This is a genomic window from Pedobacter rhodius, assembly GCF_027213645.1.
Taxonomy (GTDB): Bacteria; Bacteroidota; Bacteroidia; order Sphingobacteriales; family Sphingobacteriaceae; genus Pedobacter; species Pedobacter rhodius.
Genome location: NZ_JAPWGL010000004.1, coordinates 455,891 through 477,047, shown reverse-complemented (window position 1 = coordinate 477,047; position 21,157 = coordinate 455,891). Strand labels below are relative to the sequence as shown.

At 39.4% G+C, this 21,157-nt stretch carries 16 protein-coding genes; 10 read left to right on the top strand and 6 right to left on the bottom strand.

What is annotated here, in order from left to right; genetic code table 11:
- The first annotated feature begins 27 nt into the window (after positions 1 to 27).
- Positions 28 to 1,383, top strand: coding sequence for an alpha-L-fucosidase (locus O0931_RS16360; RefSeq protein WP_428982696.1), 1,356 nt, complete (start codon positions 28 to 30; stop codon positions 1,381 to 1,383).
- Positions 1,384 to 1,404: 21 nt separating this feature from the next.
- Positions 1,405 to 4,101: a glycoside hydrolase family 3 N-terminal domain-containing protein gene (locus tag O0931_RS16355; protein ID WP_269416551.1), complete on the top strand. Its 2,697-nt coding sequence runs from the start codon at positions 1,405 to 1,407 to the stop codon at positions 4,099 to 4,101.
- Positions 4,102 to 4,365: 264 nt separating this feature from the next.
- Here O0931_RS16355 and O0931_RS16350 read toward each other — a convergent pair whose 3' ends face one another.
- The 5 genes from O0931_RS16350 to O0931_RS16330 all read right to left on the bottom strand — a co-directional run bounded on the left by O0931_RS16350 (position 4,366) and on the right by O0931_RS16330 (position 12,011).
- The gene (locus O0931_RS16350) at positions 4,366 to 5,451 is read right to left on the bottom strand and encodes an Ldh family oxidoreductase (RefSeq protein WP_269416550.1); all 1,086 of its coding nucleotides are present in this window, start codon (positions 5,449 to 5,451) and stop codon (positions 4,366 to 4,368) included.
- 47 nt (positions 5,452 to 5,498) lie between these two features.
- On the bottom strand, positions 5,499 to 7,085 hold the full coding sequence (gene bshC / locus O0931_RS16345) for a bacillithiol biosynthesis cysteine-adding enzyme BshC (RefSeq protein ID WP_269416549.1): 1,587 nt from the start codon (positions 7,083 to 7,085) through the stop codon (positions 5,499 to 5,501).
- A 158-nt stretch (positions 7,086 to 7,243) separates the two neighbouring features.
- On the bottom strand, positions 7,244 to 9,088 hold the full coding sequence (locus O0931_RS16340) for an alpha-L-fucosidase (RefSeq protein WP_269416548.1): 1,845 nt from the start codon (positions 9,086 to 9,088) through the stop codon (positions 7,244 to 7,246).
- A 290-nt stretch (positions 9,089 to 9,378) separates the two neighbouring features.
- Positions 9,379 to 11,295 (bottom strand): DEAD/DEAH box helicase, encoded by a 1,917-nt coding sequence (locus O0931_RS16335; protein WP_269416547.1) that lies wholly within the window; start codon positions 11,293 to 11,295, stop codon positions 9,379 to 9,381.
- 248 nt (positions 11,296 to 11,543) lie between these two features.
- The gene (locus O0931_RS16330; RefSeq protein ID WP_269416546.1) at positions 11,544 to 12,011 is read right to left on the bottom strand and encodes a DUF4293 domain-containing protein; all 468 of its coding nucleotides are present in this window, start codon (positions 12,009 to 12,011) and stop codon (positions 11,544 to 11,546) included.
- 85 nt (positions 12,012 to 12,096) lie between these two features.
- On the opposite strand from O0931_RS16330, the gene truA reads away from it, so the two are divergent.
- From truA to dctA, 5 genes are all read left to right on the top strand, one after another.
- A complete protein-coding gene (truA, locus tag O0931_RS16325; RefSeq protein ID WP_269416545.1) occupies positions 12,097 to 12,846 on the top strand; it encodes a tRNA pseudouridine(38-40) synthase TruA in 750 nt (249 codons plus the stop codon).
- A 111-nt stretch (positions 12,847 to 12,957) separates the two neighbouring features.
- Complete coding sequence (locus O0931_RS16320) at positions 12,958 to 14,727, top strand: ABC transporter ATP-binding protein (RefSeq protein ID WP_269416544.1); 1,770 nt, start codon at positions 12,958 to 12,960, stop codon at positions 14,725 to 14,727.
- Positions 14,728 to 14,783: 56 nt separating this feature from the next.
- The gene (locus tag O0931_RS16315) at positions 14,784 to 15,809 is read left to right on the top strand and encodes an isoaspartyl peptidase/L-asparaginase family protein (RefSeq protein WP_269416543.1); all 1,026 of its coding nucleotides are present in this window, start codon (positions 14,784 to 14,786) and stop codon (positions 15,807 to 15,809) included.
- Positions 15,809 to 16,642 (top strand): cyanophycinase, encoded by an 834-nt coding sequence (locus O0931_RS16310; protein WP_269416542.1) that lies wholly within the window; start codon positions 15,809 to 15,811, stop codon positions 16,640 to 16,642. Before O0931_RS16315 ends, O0931_RS16310 begins: the two co-directional genes overlap by 1 nt.
- A 54-nt stretch (positions 16,643 to 16,696) precedes the next feature.
- Positions 16,697 to 17,953, top strand: coding sequence for a C4-dicarboxylate transporter DctA (dctA, locus tag O0931_RS16305; protein WP_269416541.1), 1,257 nt, complete (start codon positions 16,697 to 16,699; stop codon positions 17,951 to 17,953).
- Between the two features lie 48 nt (positions 17,954 to 18,001).
- Here dctA and O0931_RS16300 read toward each other — a convergent pair whose 3' ends face one another.
- Positions 18,002 to 18,127 carry a hypothetical protein gene (locus tag O0931_RS16300; RefSeq protein ID WP_269416540.1) on the bottom strand — a complete coding sequence of 42 codons (126 nt, stop codon included), beginning with the start codon at positions 18,125 to 18,127 and terminating at the stop codon, positions 18,002 to 18,004.
- 28 nt (positions 18,128 to 18,155) lie between these two features.
- On the opposite strand from O0931_RS16300, the gene rlmF reads away from it, so the two are divergent.
- The 3 genes from rlmF to O0931_RS16285 all read left to right on the top strand — a co-directional run bounded on the left by rlmF (position 18,156) and on the right by O0931_RS16285 (position 20,970).
- The gene (gene rlmF, locus O0931_RS16295) at positions 18,156 to 19,127 is read left to right on the top strand and encodes a 23S rRNA (adenine(1618)-N(6))-methyltransferase RlmF (protein ID WP_269416539.1); all 972 of its coding nucleotides are present in this window, start codon (positions 18,156 to 18,158) and stop codon (positions 19,125 to 19,127) included.
- A gap of 148 nt (positions 19,128 to 19,275) precedes the next feature.
- Positions 19,276 to 20,148 carry a succinate--CoA ligase subunit alpha gene (sucD, locus tag O0931_RS16290; protein WP_269416538.1) on the top strand — a complete coding sequence of 291 codons (873 nt, stop codon included), beginning with the start codon at positions 19,276 to 19,278 and terminating at the stop codon, positions 20,146 to 20,148.
- Between the two features lie 318 nt (positions 20,149 to 20,466).
- Positions 20,467 to 20,970 (top strand): methionine-R-sulfoxide reductase, encoded by a 504-nt coding sequence (locus O0931_RS16285; RefSeq protein WP_269416537.1) that lies wholly within the window; start codon positions 20,467 to 20,469, stop codon positions 20,968 to 20,970.
- The last annotated feature ends 187 nt before the right edge of the window (positions 20,971 to 21,157 follow it).

The following is a 21,157-nucleotide window of genomic DNA, read 5'->3' as shown; positions in this document are numbered from 1 at the left end:
CATTCTTTCGCCCAGCAAAATGATATTATGCCTCAATCAACGCATTATGAGGCACCAACCGACCCACTTGTTAAACAAAAACTGGACAACTGGCAGGATAAAAAATTTGGAATGATTATCCACTGGGGTCTGTATGCAGTTCCCGGTATTATTGAATCCTGGTCTATTTGTTCGGAAGATTGGATAGAACGAGATACGACTATTTCTTACGAAGATTATAAAAAATGGTACTGGGATTTTAGCAAACAATTTAATCCTACCAAATTCAATCCCGAGCAATGGGCAAAGGCAGGTAAAAATGCCGGTATGAAATACCTTGTTTTTACGACCAAACACCACGATGGTTTCGCAATGTTTGATACGAAACAGTCTGATTTTAGTATAGCCAAAGGGCCTTTCGCCAATAACCCAAAGGCTGATGTTGCTAAATATGTTTTCGACGCTTTCAGGAAAGAAGGTTTTATGATTGGTGCCTATTTTTCAAAACCTGATTGGCACTCCCAATATTATTGGTGGCAGAAATATGCCACAGCAGATCGAAACAACAATTACGACATCAGAAAATATCCCTGGAGATGGAATAAATTTAAAGATTTTACCTACAACCAGATTGGGGAATTAATGCACAATTATGGAAGTGTAGATATTTTGTGGTTAGATGGTGGTTGGGTTCGTCCGCTGGAAAGCGTTAATGCTGAGGTTTTATCCTGGGGTGCAAATATTCCAAAGTGGAGCCAGGATATTGATATGCCAAAAATTGCAGCAATGGGCAGAAAGGCGCAACCCGGGTTAATTATAGTGGATAGAACCGTTCATGGTCCTTATGAAAATTACCAGACACCTGAACAGAAAATCCCTGAAAAGCAATTGGATTATCCCTGGGAAAGCTGTTTGACACTAGGTGGTGCCTGGGGTTTTGTCCCGAATGATAATTACAAACCCGCTGCTGAAGTGGTTCATAAATTGGTCGAAATTGTTGCAAAGGGCGGAAGCTTACTTTTGGGTGTTGGTCCGAAACCAGATGGAACTTTCCCTGAAGAAGTAGTTACGAAGTTGAACGATATAGGTAAATGGACTGCTGTAAACGGCAAGGCAATTTACAATACCAGAATAACAAAAGACTACAATAGTGGCCAAACCTGGTTTACCCAAAGTAAAGATGGCAAAAAGCTTTTCGCAATTTATTGCTTAAAACCCGATGAAAAAACAATTGATTCAATAACCTGGAACGGAAATATGCCAAAAAAAGGGACTGATATAATTTTAATCTCAACCGGCCAGAAAGTTAAGTGGAAAAGTGTTAACGGAGCAACCACCTTACAGTTGCCTTCAAAAATGAATAATCAATATGCGTTGGCTTTCGAAGTTGTTCCTCAGGGTTAACCATATTTTAATTGTCCCCAAATGATTTCAAAAAATAGTATCATTACCTTAGTTCTTACGCTTGCCAGTACCAACATATTATTTGCACAAAATATCAAAAGCAAATCAGATAAGAATCTACAAATACCGGCATATAAAAATGCAAAACTAAATATTGATGACAGGGTAAAAGACCTGTTGTCAAAAATGACGGCTGAAGAAAAATTCTGGCAATTATTTATGGTGCCCGGCGATGTGGATGGCATCAAAAACGGAAATTATAAAAACGGCATTTTTGGCTTGCAAATCAGTGCCCAGTCTGGCGGGGCAGGCGATGCGCAACAGATGCTGAGTTATAATACAACAGAAAATGCATTAACGCTTGCCAGGAAAGTAAATCAGCTACAAAGTTATTTCGTTAACAATACCCGGCTGGGCATACCAATGATGGTTTTTGACGAAGCGCTGCACGGTTTGGTTAGACAAGGGGCAACAGCTTTCCCACAGTCTATCGGACTTGCGGCAACTTTCGATACCTTAATGCTGGCCCAGATTGGTAAGTCGATAGCCAAAGAAGCAAAAATCAGGGGAATCAGAGATGTATTGGCACCGGTGATTAATATGGCTGATGACGTGCGTTGGGGAAGGGTTGAAGAAACTTATGGCGAAGACCCTTATCTCACTACGGTAATGGGACTGGCCTTTATGAATGCCATCGAAAAAGAAAATATTGTGGTAACGCCGAAACACCTTATCGCTAACGTAGGGGATGGCGGAAGAGATAGCTATCCGATTGATAAAAATGTTCGCTTTTTGGAAGAAATTCATTTTCCTGCATTTAAAGAGGCGGTGAAAAAAATCGGCATCCGTTCGGTTATGACTTCCTATAACAGCGTTGATGGAACACCTGCAACGTCGAATCACTGGCTTTTAACACAGGTTTTAAAAAATGACTGGGGATTTAAGGGTTTCGTGATATCTGATGCCGGGGCGGTTGGTGGCGCAAATGTTTTGCATTATACAGCTGCCAATTATCATGAATCGACCGTACAAGCCATGAATGGCGGACTGGATGTAATTTTCCAGGTTAAATACGACCATTACAAACTATTCAGGCCAGCGTTTTTAGATGGCAGTATCGCTCAAACCCGAATTGACGACGCGGTATCAAGGGTTTTAAGAGCAAAATTCGAATTGGGTTTGTTTGAAAATCCATATGTTTCTGAAGTTGAAGCAAAAAAATCTTTAACCGATTTTTCAAATAAAAAATTAGCTAAAAAAGCAGCTTTAGAATCATTCGTACTCCTTAAAAATAAACAAAATACGCTTCCGTTAAAGGGTGTAAAAAATATTTTGGTGCTGGGCGAAGATGCAACCGAAGCACGTTTAGGTGGCTACAGCGGAACAGGTAAAGGAACAATTAATATTTTAGAAGGTATTAAAAAAAGGGCAGGCAACGCTACGGTGGTTAATTACACCAAAGGCAGTGAGCGAAGTGATGTAAAGTATACCGTGATTGATTCCTTGTATTTATTGTCAAAATACGGAAAAGGGTTAGCGGCAGATTATTTTAACACCATTGATTTGTCGGGAACTCCTGTGATGAGCAGGGTTGATAAACGATTGGATTTCATGTGGACGCTTTATCCGCCAAATGAAAAGATAAAAAATGATAACTATTCCATAAGATGGCAGGGTGAGGTTAAAGCTCCAAAATCTGGTACTTACAAAATTGGCCTGGAGGGTAATGATGGCTATCGTTTATTTATTGATGGTAAATTGATTATCGACCAGTGGGAAAAAAGTTCTTATCATACGCGTTTGGTTGATTTTAATTTCGAAGCAGATAAAAATTATCCGGTTAAAGTAGAATTTAAAGAACCTAAGGGCAATGCGCACATAAAACTGATTTGGAATTATGGCGTAGAAAATCATGCTGCAGAAGAACTGCAGAAAGCGAAGGATTTTGCTAAAACAGCAGATGCAATTGTAATTACTGCAGGCATAAAGGAAGGCGAATTTTTGGATAGAGCGATGCTTAATTTGCCAGGAAACCAGGAACTGCTGATACAGGAAATGGTTAAAACAGGTAAACCGGTAGTTGTTTTATTGGTTGGAGGTAGTGCCATAAATATGCAGAATTGGGTAGACGATGTTGATGCTGTTTTAAATGTATGGTATCCCGGCGAAGAGGGTGGTAATGCCGTGGCCGAAACGCTGTTTGGCGATTATAATCCGGCAGGAAGGTTGCCAATTACCTATCCGGTTCACGAAGCGCAATTGCCATTGGTTTATAACCATAAGTCAACCGGGCGGGGTGATGATTACAATAATTTAAGCGGCGAAGCTTTATTTCCATTTGGTTATGGCTTGAGTTATACCAAATTCAAATATTCTGATTTAAAACTGCAAAAAAGTAAAATTAAGGTTGGTGAAACAATATCGGTTAGCTTTACATTAAAAAACGAAGGAAAATCTGATGGCGAGGAGGTGGTACAACTTTATATTCGCGATGTATTGGCGAGTGTTTCGCAACCTGTTCTGGCGCTTAAAAATTTTAAGCGTGTTCATTTAAAAGCAGGGGAGGAAAAGGAGGTTGTTTTTGAATTAAAACCCGAAGCTTTCCAAATGCTGAATAAAGAATTGAAATGGGTGATAGAGCCGGGAGATTTCAGAATTATGGTTGGCTCATCCAGCAAAGAACTACAGCTTAAAGAAACCTTAACTGTTGAACCGTAAACTTCACAAGTTTTAGGGGCTCAGCTTTGACAACTTTGTTTTGATTACTCCGGGGATAAAGTTGTCAAAGCTTTCCCGGATCCGTACTAGCGAACAGAAGCGTTAGGCTTTGTGTTAGCGTGAAGCAATCTTTTTTAAGAGGAGTAAATAAGTATATCAGAAAGATTGCTTCGTTGTTCCGCCTCGCAAAGACGAGTGATTGATTACCTCAGCTTTGACAACTTTGTTTTGAAATCTATCGCTAAAGTTGTCAAAGCTATTTTGTTATTTCAATTTATCAATTCCTAGCTTTTCAGCCAGTTCATTTAAATCATTAACCACAACATCGATAATCGGAATTCCGTTTATTTTTCTTTCCTGTTCAAATTCATGTTCCGGTTCGCCGGGGATGATTACTTTCTTTTCAGGATCTATTGTTTTTGCACTTTTAAAACGTTCAACCCAGTTATCCAGGTGATTTTTAAAGTCCTCCGCAGGGCGGAAACCGTCTACCCGCATGGCGCCCAAAAAGTGGCCTAAACCTTCGCCAACAGGATTTGCCGAAGGTTCTAAAAACGCAACAAAAGGCGGCACCCAGGGGCCATAATTTGCGCCTGAGAGTACTGCAGATAAAATATCTACCGTTGCACTCAATCCATAACCCTTATGACTTCCATGGTCTTTATCGCTTCCTAATGTCAAAAGTGAACCGCCACTTTTTAATTCGTTAGGGTCGGTAGAATTTTCACCGTTCTTATCCTGAACCCAACCGTCAGGAATACTTTTATTTGCTCTTTGTGCAATTTCCAACTTACCGTTTGCCGCCGCCGCAGTGGCCATATCTACAATTACCGGCGGATATTTTCCTGCCGGAAAAGCATAACACATCGGGTTGGTTCCAAGCAACCTTTCATTAGCATAAGTCGGTGCAACCAGCGGACTCGCATTCGTCATGCTGATGCCAATCATATCTTTTTCAACGGCCATCAGGGCATGGTAACCGGCAATACCAAAGTGATTGGAGTTTTTTACTGAAACCCATCCACTACCATATTTTTCGGCTTTTTCAATGGCAACTTTCATTGCAAAAGGTGCAACGACTAAACCTAAGCCTGCATCGCCATCAATTGTAGCGGTGGTTGGCGTTTCATGAACGATTTTAATATCCGGCGTAGCATTAATTCTATTTTTTTCCCAAAGGCGAACATAACCACTTAAACGTGCAACGCCATGCGAATCAATTCCACGTAAATCAGAACGGACTAAAACATCAGCAGCGAGTTCGGCATGCTCATTTGAACACCCTATTTTCTTAAAAACGTTGTAGGTAAAAGTTCGAAGGGTCGTTTCGGTAAAGGTTATGAAGTTCATTTTTTAAAGGTTGCCTCGCATCCGATAGTTATCGGATGACGAGTTGTCTAAGGCAAAAGTAAAGTAAAATCGCCACCCAAAGGTTCAAAATTTTCTATGCAGGAAGAAAGAAAATCTTCACCATAATTAACATACATGGGCGCAATATTCAAAATGCGTTCCTGTAATGTGCCGTTTGGAAAAAGTCTTCTCTTCACATTCTCAATCTGTATTAATGCCGTTTCGTGTTTCCGTTTTTCAGCCCTGAATAGTTTCTTCTCCAGGTTAGCTAAAAGACGATTTGTTTTTTGCTTCGCGGTATCTGTTGAAACGGAAAGCGTTTTGTCAATTTTATAAGCATTCAGCTTTATCTGGTCGAAAATGCTGTTAATGGCCCTGGTTTCATCTGCCAAAATCAATTGAGCTGTAGAATTTCGTCTCACCCAAATGTTTTTCAACTCTTCAACAGGCAGAAAAATGTCTTCCAGTGCGAAACCTAAATTATATAAGTTTTCTGCACTTCTTTTATCAATTAGTAATGCAGAATTGCGAAGCAATAAAACCGGGAAATCTACTTTGTAAAAATCAAAGTTAGCTTTCAATTGCATCCAGTAAGCGACTTCGGCCCCGCCTCCAATGTAAGCAATGTTTGGTAAGATAACCTCCTGGTACATCGGTCGCATCACGACATTCGGACTAAATCGTTCCGGATGTGCATCAATTTCTGCTTTGAGTTCTTCTTCTGTAAATTGGATTTCGGTATGGTTAACCAGGTATTTACCATTTTCGAAAATCAGGCGTTCCCGTAAATTATCCTTAAGGTAAAAAAAGTTTATATCCCTTCCGTTAACCTGGGTTTTGTAACCTAAAGATTCCAGATTTTTTGAACTTTCCTCAATGTTTTTTGAACTATTATGTTCTGTAATATCAGCCGTGATAATTCCGGAGAATAATTTTTTTAACGAAGCATTGTCGGCGTTGACGATGACCAATCCGTATTTCTCAAACAAATTATTAACTAAGAATCTGGTTGCATCGGCTAAATTATCATGTTGTAAATAAGCCTGCTGAACCAATTTTGCAATGCGCTTTCCATTTTTAGAAATGCCTAAATAACCTTGGTAGGCCAAAACAGCTGCGGCAACGGTTTTGGTACTCAATCTTCCGGTTGCACCATTAGTATTCTGAATCCAGCTGATGTTTTTTTCATCAACACTAACGTGGTTGATTTCATCAAAATCATGGTCTTCGGTGGCCATCCAGTAAACAGGAACAAAGTTCTTATCGGGATGCGCCATCTTCAGTTCGATGGCTAAATTAATGGTTGTTACGATTTTATAGATGAAGTAAAGTGGTCCGGTAAAGAGATTAAGCTGGTGGCCTGTTGTAACAGTGAAAGTATTGTCTGAGCCTAAGAGTTCTATGTTTTTAGTAACCGATTTATTGGGCTGTAGGTGTTTATACTGACTTTTTAAAACCTCAACCAAGGTGTTGCGATTACCTAAAAAATTACGATTTTCGATTGCTTTAGTCAAGCCATCCATATCAGGGCGATAACTGTAGAAAGCTTTCAGCTTTTCTTCGTTATTGATATAATCTAAAACCAGTTTTGAAAAGGAACCGGTTTCCTGATAAGAGATGTATTTTGCCTGCATAATTAGCGAAAGTAGTGCAATTTAGGGATAATCATAAAGGCGAATACCAATTTTACAATTGTTAAATAATTTTTTACTGCGAAAGCATCAGAAATCACGGAATTTCCGTATGATCGTCATTGGTCTCCAAGTTGAATGATCTTAAGGATAAAAACTAATCACATATTGCTTTCAATCGCAGCAACTTTTTCGCGGTACAAATCAACCGGACCATCCAAAAGTACCGCAATAACCGTTAATTCTTTATCCAGTTTATCTTCCGGAATTGGTATATAAACAATGCCCGGAACTTTACTCCAATACAATTTATTATAAATTTCGTGAGGAAGCATGGTTCCTTCACCAACCACCCTGATCCTGCTGATGTTATTCTTTAGTCCTTTTATCGCAATCGGGCCGGTTGGTTTACCTTCTACAAACAAATAAAGCGTTTGCTTATCAGCTGATAGAGTTGTTCTGCCCTGATAATGACCTTCTGGTATTCCGGCAGTGGTTTTATATAAGGCTTCCGCATTTTTTATGACCCAATCGTTTACTTTTGGATTAAAATTTTTAATCCCGGGTTTAAAATCGAAACCGTCGGCTGCCAAATTGGTATTCTTGAAGATGTTTATGCCTGCATTAAGGTTGTCAGATAGTTTTCTTAAATTTAAGTTCGTTAAATCTATATCCTGTGTCGCAGCGAATAAAGTTTCAGGCAGAATGGTTTGTTGTTTATCTGCCGATAATTGAATCGGCTCATTTAACGAAACTTTTATAACCGTTGCATCACTATCGAAACCACGATTATCAATATCAAAGAAGTAATCTGTTTCATTTAATTTTACAGCAGTTACCGGCGTTTTATTTCCAACAATTTCTACCTTATTTATTTTAGATTTTATCCCCGTTAGCAAAAGACCGTGATTTGTTTTGTAATCGATATACAGGTATAAAATGTCTTTGCTTTTCGATAATGCTGTTTTTCCTGTAAAATGTCCGTCTGGAATCCCGGCTTGTGTTTCATAAACGGCTTCGGCGTGTTTATTTGTCCAGCGGCCTAAATCCTTCAAAATTTTTACCTGTTCGGGCGCAATGGTTCCATCTGCTTTCGGACCGATATCCAGCAATAAATTTCCACCCATACTGATGCAATCAATAAGCGTCCGGATAATCATATTTGAAGATTTGTAGTGATTATCGAAAGGTTGAAATCCCCAGGAATCGTTCATCGTATAACACAACTCCCAAAATTTGGCTGCCGGTTTTACTACGGGAACGCCTTGTTCCGGCGTTTCGTAATCACCGTGTTCATCCAACCGCGAATTGATAATGATGTTTGGATTGGTGCCGGTTAAGATGTTTCGCACTTTATCGGTTTGCCATTCGGTATGGGTATGCTCCCAATCGCCATCGAACCAAACTAAATCAGGATTATATTGAGTAGATAATTCTTTAAGCTGACTTTGGTAATAGTTTAAAAAAGTATTCCAGCGTTGAGGTTCTTTTTTAATTTCATAACGAACGCGCTCTCTGGTAAAAATATTATAATCAGGATAACTCCAATCGGGTAAGGAGAAATATAAACCGGTTTTTAATCCGGCCTTTTTCAACTCTTGAACAAAAGGTGAGATTAAGTCTTTCTTTGCAGCACTGTTGTTAATTGTGGTTGTTGCCTTCGGCGCTTTAGTATCCCAAAGGGAAACGCCGTCGTGATGTTTTGTGGTGATAACGGCATACTTTGCACCACTTTCTTTTATCAGGTTAACCCATTCCTGCGGTTTATATTTTGATGCATTAAAACCATCCAGCTGTTTCATGTAAGCATCGTGGTTGATGTAGTTGTTGTAAAAAGCCCAGGATTCGGAAATGCCGTTTACGGAATAGATGCCCCAATGGATAAAAATTCCAAGTTTGGCATCAGCAAACCATTGCATTTTTTGATCACGTGGATTTTGTTGTGCAGAAAGGTTATTTCCTGTAAGGAACGGAAATAATATAATTAGAAACCTTAAATAACGCATGATAATGTTTAGTATGTATAAACGTTAAATATAATATTTCATATTCTGTTAATACTGATATTTTTTTGATTTTGTATCGGATAAAATACCTGACACCATAACCAAATTTCGATAAAAATGCTCGTCATTGCGAGGCACGAAGCAATCTCTTGATGCATATGCTGGTAGCAATCGTTTTAAGATTGCTCTGTTGGTTGAAAAAACCTTCTTGCATCCGATAACTGCGCTTAAATAAAAAAAGCCGCCCCGATAAAATCGAGACGGCTTCTATACTATTTGGTTTTAGTGATTTACCATTTTTTTCTGCGTTCGCCACTTCCACCTTCACGATTTCCACCTTCTCTGCGTCCGCTTCCACCTTCTCTGTTTCCACCTTTTTCATCACGGCTACGTCCAGAGAAATCTCTGAAACCACCACTGCTGCTTCCACCTTCACGTCTGCCGCTACCGCCAGAACTTCTTCTGTCGCCACCGCCACGGTAACCACCGCCACCGCCGCTTCTGCGTTCGCCGCCGAAACCACCGCTACGTCTTTCACCGCCACCGCGTCTTTCACCAGCGCCTTCACCGCGACCACCATCTCCGCTTTTTTCAATGCGAACCTGGCGACCATTAAACTCAACAGCTTTAAAGCCTTCGAAAACTTTATCGGCAACAGCATCTTCTACTTCAAAGAAAGAGAAAACACCTTTTAAGTCGATTTTACCAACGCTTTTACCAGCAATTTTACCATTGTTACAAATAAATGATAACATATCGCCACGGGTAAACTCATCTACCGAACCTAAGTTGATAAACAAACGGGTATAACCTTCGCTGCCGCGTCCGCGTCCTGCTCTATCGCCACGTTCACCTCTTTCTCCACGGTCATCGCCAACAGCTGCATTTAAATCAGGTGCTTTAGAATAGTAATCCAGGAAACGGTTAAACTCTAACGAAGCAAAACGTTTAATTACATCCTCTTTAGATAAATCTTTAAATTCATCCATGATACGAGGAATGTATTGATCAATTTGCTCTACATTAACTTCTACATTATGTACTTTATGCACTAAAGAGAATAATTGTTTTTCACAAACATCAAATCCTGTCGGCAATTCCGCTTTGGTAAATTGTTTACCGATAATTCGCTCCAGCTGACGGATTTTTCCTAATTCTTTAGAGTTGATGATACAGATTGAAATACCTGTTTTACCTGCACGACCGGTACGGCCGGAACGGTGGGTATAACTTTCAATTTCATCAGGTAATGAATAATTGATTACGTGTGTTACGTTATTTACATCGATACCACGGGCAGCAACATCAGTAGCAATCAGCAATTGCATGTTACGCTCACGGAAACGTTGCATTACCTTATCACGTTGTTGTTGCGATAAATCGCCGTGTAAAGCATCCGCATTGTAACCATCTTTGATTAAATGCTCGGCAACATCTTGTGTATCCAGTTTGGTTTTACAAAATACGACAGCAAAAATTTCAGGGTTGAAATCTACAATACGTTTTAAGGCAGCATATTTATCACGGGCACGAACAATATAATATTCGTGTTCGATATTTACGTTACCTGTATTTTTTGTGCCCATCGTTAATTCTACAGGGTTATCCATATAGTTTTTAGCGATACGGCGAACTTCTGCCGGCATGGTAGCCGAGAATAACCAGGTTTTTTTGTCATCAGGAGTAGTCGATAAAATGTCGTTAATGTCATCCTGGAAACCCATATTTAACATTTCGTCAGCTTCATCAAGCACAACATATTTAACATTTGAAAAATCGATGGCTTTACGGCCAATGATATCCAACATACGGCCGGGCGTGGCCACTACGATTTGAACGCCTTGGCGTATTTCACGTAGTTGTTGCATAATGTTCGCGCCACCGTAAACGGCAACAACGTGGGCATTAGCAACGTTTTTAGAAAAGTTTTTAAGGTCGTTAGCGATTTGTAAACATAACTCGCGCGTTGGGCATAAAATTAGTGCCTGTGGTTTTGTTACTTTAAAATCGATTAGTTCTAACAGCGGCAAACCAAATGCGGCTGTTTTTCCTGTTCCTGTTTGGGCCAAACCAACAAAATCATTAGTGCCTTCTAACAGTACAGGAATACTTTGCTCCTGAATAGGCGTTGGAGTTTCAAATCCAAGGTCCTTTACGGCATTAACGACGTCATCACTTATCCCCAATAATTGAAATGGGTTTGTCATTCGTCTTTTATTTATTTAAGCCGCAAAGGTAAGGTTAATATTTTGTATTTTACTGATAGTTAAGTAAATAGTTTTTTAAGCTAAATATTTGAAAATAAGGAAGAAACAGAAGGTGTAAGATGGAGGATGGGAAATGGATGATAGAGATGACTAAAATTGAATGCAGTTTTCAATTAAAGGATTTAATTTTTGTTCTAAACCTATAAGGTTTTTAAAACCTTACGGGTTTAATAAAATAGGATCAAAGATTACCTCAATCGCTCGGCAGAACGAATCAATCTTTCATCCTTATTAATTCCTAAAATAGCCAACACACAAAATAAAATAGAAAGTGCTGGTAAGTATGCACCGAAATCGAAATGTGCACCCTCAATTCCGCCCGGAAGTTTCTGAGCAAAAACGCTGCACCAAAAGGCAAAACCTATAATTAACAATATAGAGATTAAAGCAATACGCTTTTGTAACACTCTTCTTTTAAAATTAAAAATATTCACAAAACACATGAATGCAACTGCGATATTGGTAATTAAAAGCGGCGTAAAAGTTTCTTTCAGCACGCCCGGACCTGGTTTATTCACGACGTCCTGGTATAAGCCTACCGTATGGATACTTAGTTCTGTAGTTTGATTTTCTTTGGTTACAATGGGTAAGAACAACATTAACACCAATATGGCGGCCGCTAAAAAAAGCCAGATGGATTGTACTCTTTGTATCATGTTAATTTAATAAATTGTACAAATATATATTTAATTCCATTTTCCAAGCTTATCTAATAAAAGGAAAAAGTATTTTTGCATCGCTTTGAGTAAAAAAAGGTATTTCATACAAATCGCTTACGATGGCAGCTTATACCATGGCTGGCAAATTCAACCCAATGCGGTAACCGTTCAGGAATTATTGGATAAGGCCATGTCAACTTTTTTCAGGCAAGACATAGAAACCTTAGGTTGCGGAAGAACGGATGCAGGTGTGCATGCCACTGAATTTTACGCCCATTTTGATGTGGAAAATATTGCAGAAGAAAAGGTTCTCGCTGCTGTTGCAGGCATAAATGCGATGATGCCTTATCAAATTGCTGCGAAAAGGATTATTCCTGTTGCCGATGATGCGCATGCCAGGTTTGATGCAACGGCACGGGCTTATAAATACTATATCCATTTTGAAAAAGACCCTTTTAAGTTAAATCGTTCATGGTTGGTAAAAGATAAGCTGGATGTGGACCTTATGAATCAGGCGGCGAAAGAATTATTAAATTACACAGATTTTTCTTGTTTCAGTAAATCGAATACGCAAACTTTTACCAATAATTGTAAAATTGTAAAAGCAGAATTTGAAGAATTAAAAGATGGTTTGGTTTTTACCATTGAAGCCGACCGTTTCCTTCGTAATATGGTCAGGGCTATTGTTGGTACTTTAGTTCGGATTGGAAAGAAAGAAATTACTGTACAGGATTTTAAAAATATAATTAATAGCAAGAACAGAAGTAATGCAGGTCAATCGGTACCCGCCTGCGGCTTGTATTTGGTGAAAGTGGAATATGCGTATTTATAGTTACGAGTTAAAGGTTGCGGGTTACAGGTTTGGATGCACCAAAATTCAACAGATTAAACCTTTTTCCAAAACAACTTCTAAACCCATAACCCATAACCCATAACATATAAAATGGCAGTAACAGGCGAAGTATACAACACAGGATTGCTGAAACGTATTTTTCAATACGTAAAGCCTTATCGTGCTGTTTTTGTATGGTCGGTTATTTTAACCATTTTGCTTGCTGCAATTTCGCCCGTTCGTCCGTTTTTAATTAAATATACTTTAGATAATTATATCCTCACCGGGAAATACTCAGGTTTAGTAAACATGACCGTTCTGATGATTTTCATGCTGCTGCTTCAAACCTTGATTCAATATAATCACACCTTACTAACCAATACGCTGGGGCAATCGGTTATCCGCGATTTGCGAATTAATGTTTTTAACCACATTACTAAACTTAGGTTAAAGTTTTTTGATAGAACACCAATCGGACAGTTAATTACCCGTACGGTGTCGGATCTGGAAACTATTGCCGATATTTTTTCAGAAGGTTTAATTTCGATGATTGGCGATACGCTGCAGGTTATTGTAATCATCGGTGTGATGCTTTACACCGATTGGAAATTAAGTCTTGTGGTGCTTCTGCCGGTTCCTTTATTAATTCTGGCTACCCGGAAATTCCAAAAAGCCATTAAAGTCGCTTTCCAGGAAATTCGTAACGAGGTATCTAACCTGAATACCTTTTTGCAGGAACACATAACAGGTGTTTCAATAGTACAATATTTTGCCAGGGAGCGCCAGGAATACAAGAAATTTTATGCGATAAATAAACGCTATCGCGATGCCAATATCCGTTCAAACTGGTACTATTCAATCTTTTTTCCGGTTGTCGAGTTAATTTCTGCAATGTCTTTAGGATTGTTAATTTGGTTTGGCGCAAACAGCATTCTTTCCAATCCGGTTGATGTAACACCGGGAACCATCACACAGTTTATCATGTATTTAGGGATGGTTTACACACCCATCCGCCAGCTGGCTGATAAATTTAATACGCTGCAAATGGGCATGGTTGGCGCCGAACGTGTGTTTAAGGTTTTAGATACCGATGAAAGAACGCCCGATTCAGGAACCCTGGCACCTGTGAAACTCGAAGGAAATATAGAATTCAAAAATGTTTGGTTTGCTTATAACGAAGATAATTACGTTTTAAAAGATTTAACTTTCGAAGTTAAGGCTGGTGAAACTGTGGCCTTGGTCGGCGCAACGGGCGCGGGAAAATCATCAACGATAAATATTTTAAACCGTTTCTACGAAGTTAAAAAAGGGAAAATTACCGTTGATGGAATTGATATTCATGATTTTCAACTTGATTATCTTCGAAGCCACATCGCAACCGTTCTTCAGGATGTCTTCCTTTTTTCGGATACCATTTTAAATAACATCACCCTAAACAATCCTGAAATTAAAATTGACGAAGTTGTGGATGCAGCCAAAAAAGTTGGTGCGCACGATTTTATCGAACGTTTACCAGGTGGCTACCAATACAACGTAATGGAACGCGGTGCAACCCTTTCTGCCGGACAAGCGCAGTTAATTTCTTTCATTCGTGCTTTGGTTCACAACCCGGCCATCTTGGTTTTGGATGAAGCCACTTCGTCAGTTGATACCGAAACAGAATTACTGATTCAAAAAGCCATTGATAATTTAATGGAAGGCCGGACATCTATTGTGATTGCGCACCGGTTATCTACCATTCAAAAAGCTAATCAAATTATCGTTTTAGATAAAGGTGAGATTAAAGAGAAAGGAACCCATCAGCAATTGTTAAAGCTAAATGGCTATTACAAAAGGCTGTACGATTTACAATTCTCATCAGAAGGTATTGCTAAAGCTTAACGCTTAATTATCCGAAGGAATTTCTTAATTTAACATCTTCTTAAATCAATTCGAAGATGAAGTCTATTAAACGATTTGCAATTCTGCTTTTTTCATTATTTGCGCTAAATGTTGCTGCACAGCAAAAAAAATATGTTATGGTTATTCATGGCGGTGCCGGAACCATTCTGAAAAAAAATATGACACCTGAAAAAGAAGCCGCTTATATTGCTGTGTTAACACAGGCCTTAAAAACCGGTTACGCAAAAATTCAGGAAGGAAAAACCAGCCTTGATGCCGTTGAAGCCACCATTCACGTTTTAGAAAACGACCCGCATTTTAACGCCGGTAAAGGTGCCGTTTTTACGCACGATGGTCGTAATGAACTGGATGCCGCCATTATGGATGGAAAAACCCTAATGGCTGGTGCTATTGCGGGTGTGACTACAATTAAAAATCCAATTTCGGCGGCGAGAGCCGTGATGGAAAAATCGGAGCATGTAATGCTGGTGGGTGCAGGTGCCGACCAGTTTGCAAAAGATGCCGGATTGGAAATTGTAGACCCAAAATATTTCTGGACTAAAGAGCGTTGGGATGGTTTGCAACAGGCAATAAAAGAAGATTCGACCAAAGCGGTTTTAGATCATGGAAGTAAAAAATCAGAACTTTTGGGTATTAAAAACCACGATTATAAATTTGGAACCGTTGGTTGTGTCGCTTTAGATAAAGCCGGGAATCTTGCCGCAGGAACCTCTACAGGTGGCATGACGAACAAAAAGTATGGTCGTGTTGGTGATGCGCCGATTATCGGTTCAGGAACGTATTGCAACAACGAAACGGCGGGGATTTCCTGCACAGGCTGGGGCGAGTATTACATCCGTAACGTAGTTGCCAAAACGATTTCCGATTTAATGGAATATAAAGGTTTGCCTGTTGCCGAAGCATCGAAAATTGTGTTGGATAAAGTCGGTAAAATGGGCGGCGACGGCGGCTTAATTGCGTTGGATAAAAAAGGAAATATGACCATGCCTTTTAATACCGAAGGCATGTACAGAGGAGCCATTACAGCTGATGGAAAAATTGAAGTTAGCATTTATAAATAATGAAAAAACTCCTCGCTTTTTGCGCTTTAATAGTTTTTTGCTTTGCAGCAATTGCTCAGAATAAAGGTAATCTGTTCATAATAGGCGGTGGAAACCGCTCCGATGAATTGATGAAGGAAATGCTGCAAACGGCTAAATTAAAATCTGGTGATTACATTATCGTTTTGCCAATGGCAAGTACCATTCCCGATTCAGGTTTTAAAAGTATTTCGGCACAATTAAAAAAACTCGATAGTCACCCGGTTAAGAATTTTAATTTCAGCAAACATGATGTAAATGATAGAAAATGGATTGATTCTTTATCGGCTGCAAAACTGATTTACATTTTAGGCGGCGACCAAAGCCGTTTTATGAAAGCTGTTTTAAATACACCTGTTTACAACGCCATTCGCCAGGCTTATAAAAATGGCTCTACCATTGCCGGTACCAGTGCCGGCGCTGCGGTAATGAGCAAGTATATGATTACCGGCAACCAACTTTTAGACACCGTTTATAAAGAAACCTTTAATAAGCTTTGGGATAAAAACATCGAGTTTGAAGAAGGAATGGGTTTGTTGGAAAATACAATAATCGACCAGCATTTTTTAAAGCGCAACCGTTACAACAGACTAGTTTCAGCCTTGGCAGCTCATCCTGATTTAATTTGTGTTGGTATTGATGAAAGTACAGCCATCATCGTTCATGGCAATAAAGCAACCGTAGCAGGTGATAGCCAGGTTATTCGATTGGCGAAGCCAAAAGATTTAAAGAAAACAAATAAGGGTTTACTGAAGTTTAACCAGGCCGATTTTGGAATTTTTACAGCCGGCGATGTAATCGATATCTTACCATAATTTATTTCAACAACAGAAAAAATAATTCTATTTTTCATGCTCTAAATTGAGGAAATGATATCTATAAAATTTATAAAGCAAGTATTTTCTAATTTAACATTTCAGGTTATTATAGCGATAATCCTGGGTATCTCCATTGGAACATATTTTCCGGGGTTTGCGCCAACGGCGAAACTAATCAGTCAGGGTTTTATCAACCTGATTAGCATGTTAATTGCCCCGATTATTTTCTTTACAATTGTTTTAGGTATTGCTCACATGGGCGATATGAAAAAAGTGGGACGAGTTGGTGGCAAAGCACTGTTGTATTTTGAGATCGTGAGTACTGTTGCAATTGCGATTGGTCTGGTGGTTGCAAATGTACTTCAACCTGGCGCCGGGATGGTTGCCAAAGCCGGCGACACCACAAAGATTGCGGGTTATGCAGAACAAGCGAAGGATATGAACTGGGCAGAGTTTTTTCTGCATATAATTCCACATAATGTTATTGCAGCTTTTGCCGAAGGAAATATTTTGCAAATTTTATTGTTTGCCATTCTTTTTGGCTATGGTCTGAATAAACTTGGCGGTGAAGGCACATCAGTTTTAAATGCTTTCGACAAAATTTCCAAGGTTTTGTTTAAAATTATGAAAGTAATTATGCGTTTAGCACCAATCGGTGCCTTCGGCGGTATGGCTTTCAGCATCGGTACCCATGGTTTGCAAAGTATTGTGGGTATGGCAAAGCTGATGGGTTCGGTGTATCTGACCTGCATTTTATTTATTTTTGTGGTGCTGAACGGAATCTGCAGGTATTATAATTTTAGCCTTTGGCAATACCTCAAATTTATCCGCCAGGAGATTTTAATTGTGTTGGGTACATCTTCTTCAGAATCGGCTTTGCCAAGTATGATGCAGAAAATGGAAGCTATTGGTTGCGATAAATCAGTTGTGGGTTTGGTTATCCCGACAGGTTATTCGTTTAATTTAGATGGAACAGCGATTTATTTGGCTATGGCTGTAATTTTTCTTTGTCAGGTTTTCCACGTCGATTTATCCATCGGGCAACAAATTACGGTTTTGGGTGTGCTAATGGTCACTTCAAAAGGTGCAGCCGGTGTTACAGGAAGTGGTTTTATTGTTTTAGTTTCGACATTAACCGCTTTAAAAATAATGCCGATTGAGCACATCTCCATTTTAATAGGCGTTGATAGATTTATGAGCGAAGCCAGGGCGATAACAAATGTAATCGGCAATGGCGTGGCGACGATTGTTATTGCCAAGAGTGAAAATCAATTTGACGAGGAAAAGTATTTAAATGCGGTAAAATAGGTTGGGGTTAAAAGTTGCAGGGGGACTGGAAAAAACAAATTAAATCTTTCAACTGATTAAACCTATCCTCAAGACAACTTCTAAGTCCATCGTCCATCGTCCATCGTCCATCGTCCATCGTCCATCTTCCATAAGCTCAACTCTTTTCTGTACCTTTGCATTAGAAACAAGCACACAGCTTGTTTAATTAAAACATAGCACATTGGCTCAAAAAGAAAATAACCGCTCAGAAAAAAGCGAGTTACATCCACGCAACAAACATCGTTCGCGTTACAATTTTAAACAACTTATTGGCACATCTAAAGAATTAAAACGGTTCGTTTTTAAAAATGAGCATGATGATGATTCAATTGATTTTGCTGATCAAAGCGCTGTTAAAGCTTTGAATAGGGCATTGTTGAAACATTTTTATGATATACCGCAATGGGATATTCCGAAGGATTATCTTTGTCCGCCAATACCCGGCAGAGCGGATTACATCCATTATGTTGCCGACCTTTTAGGTTCGAGTAACAAGGGGAAACTTCCGAAAGGAAACAATATTAAAGTTTTGGATATTGGTGTAGGTGCAAATTGTATTTATCCGATTATCGGGCATCAGGAATACGGCTGGAACTTTGTCGGCTCTGAAATAGATCCACTTTCAGTTGAATCTGCAAAGCGTATTGTTGATGCTAATAAATCTTTGCAGGGTGCCATCGAAATTCGTTTGCAGCCATCAAAAATGGGTATTTTCAGAGGTATTGTTGGTGCGAAAGAAAAATTTGATGCAGTAGTTTGTAATCCTCCATTCCATGCATCTTTAAAAGAAGCAGAGCAGGGAACGCGTCAGAAATGGCGTAATTTAGGCGGCACAGAAAAGGAAGTAAAACATGTATTAAACTTCGGTGGAAACAAAGCCGAACTGTGGTGCCCGGGTGGTGAGCGTGCTTTTGTAGAGCAAATGATTATTCAAAGTGCGCAGATTTCCAACCAATGTTTGTGGTTTACATCGCTGGTTTCTAAAAGTGCAAACCTGAAAAGTATTTACAGTGCTTTAATTAAAGCAAAGGCCTTTGAAGTTACAACCGTTCAAATGAATCAGGGGCAAAAAGTTAGTCGGTTCGTGGCCTGGACATTTCATGACGAAGCTGCGCAGGCTGAATGGGTAAAGGGATGGAAAGTAAAAGCATAAACCACAAGGTTTTAAAAACCTTAGGGGTTAGACTGAAGCAGCCCTGAATGAATTCCTTACATTTTCCTGAAAAAACGGGCCAAATAATATGCTTTTCGGTTTGACTTTCCAGTCAATAATATTAGCTTTGCACAAAAAAAAATGATACATGAGCGTTTTAGTAAATAAAGATTCTAAGGTTATCGTTCAGGGTTTTACCGGAAACGAAGGAACTTACCATGCAGAGCAGATGCTTGCATATGGTACAAACGTAGTTGGTGGTGTAACACCTGGCAAAGGTGGGCAATCGCATTTAGATAAGCCTGTTTTTAATACTGTTAAAGATGCCGTTGATAAAACGGGTGCAAATGTATCTATCATTTTCGTGCCGCCGGCTTTTGCTGCTGATGCGATTATGGAAGCTGCCGAAGGTGGTATTAAAGTGATTGTTTGTATTACTGAGGGTATCCCGACTAAGGATATGATTCAGGTTAAAGAATATATTTCAGACCGCGATGTTACGCTTATTGGTCCTAATTGCCCGGGCGTAATCACTGCTGATGAAGCTAAAATTGGTATCATGCCAGGTTTCATCTTCAAAAAAGGTCATGTAGGTGTGGTTTCAAAATCAGGAACTTTAACCTACGAAGCGGTAGACCAGGTTGTTAAAGCCGGGTTAGGTATTACAACAGCTATCGGTATCGGTGGCGACCCAATTATTGGTACACCAACAGTTGAAGCGGTTAAATTATTAATGAACGATCCTGATACACACGGTATCATCATGATTGGTGAAATTGGTGGCGGAATGGAAGCGGAAGCTGCCCGTTGGATCAAAGAAAACGGTACCAAGCCGGTTGTTGGTTTCATCGCTGGTCAGACTGCGCCTCCGGGACGTAGAATGGGTCATGCTGGTGCTATCGTAGGCGGTGCTGACGATACGGCTGCGGCTAAAATGAAGATTATGCGTGAATGTGGTATTCGTGTGGTAGAAAGCCCTGCTGAAATCGGCGCTGCAATGGCAGAAGAATTAGCTAAGTAAGATTTAAAATTTACATAAATGAAAGCGTTTCGATTAGTTTCGGGGCGCTTTTTTATTTAACCACAAAGGCGCAATGAACACAAAGCTGTTTTCTTCTTTTTAATAAGTCCGTCAGTCTCGCGCAGGCGGGAATCTTAAAGCTTTTAGTAAATTTAAGTTTAGGAATAACCTTTGTTTTCTCTCCTATAGCATACAAAACAAAAACCGACAAACTCTATCGGAATAAAGTTTAAAAAACCATTTATCATTATTCTGTAAATAGAGCATTAAACCCTTAAACCGACAAACCAAAAAGAAGTCTGTAGCGTATATTAGACTATGAAAACAATGTTAAATAAACTATTTTTAATTTCAGCTGTTATTTTAACTACAGGTTTTTCCGCCTGTGCACAGAAACAGGAAAAAAATGATGTAAAACAATCGCAGGGAACAGAAAAAATATCGCAAAAGAATAAAATGAACTGGAATCCATTAACCCCCGAAGAAGAGAGAGTAATTGTAAATAAAGGAACCGAGTACCCTGGTACCGGTAAATATGAGCATACAACAGATAAGGGCACCTATACTTGCAAGCGTTGCAACGCAGCACTGTATCGTTCCGAAAGTAAGTTTGATGCCCATTGCGGATGGCCGGCCTTTGATGACGAAATTAAAGGCGCTGTTAAAAGAATTCCTGATCCGGACGGATCACGTACAGAAATCGTTTGTGCCAATTGTGGTGCACATTTAGGTCACGTATTTTTAGGTGAAGGATTTACCAATAAAGACACCCGTCATTGTGTAAATTCCATCTCGATGAATTTCGTGCCTGATAAAAAGTAAGGTGGGTATAGTTGGGTTAGGTTAAGGCGTACAGCGTAAGTTGTACGCCTTTTTTTATTTATACTTAATTAATTTTACCGCTCTTTCTTTAGAGGCAAGTCTCATTTCACATCGCTGATTTTGCGTTTTTAGTCGTCGTACTTTGAGCTTCAGACCTGCAAATTTTCCACAATTTATTGATTATAAA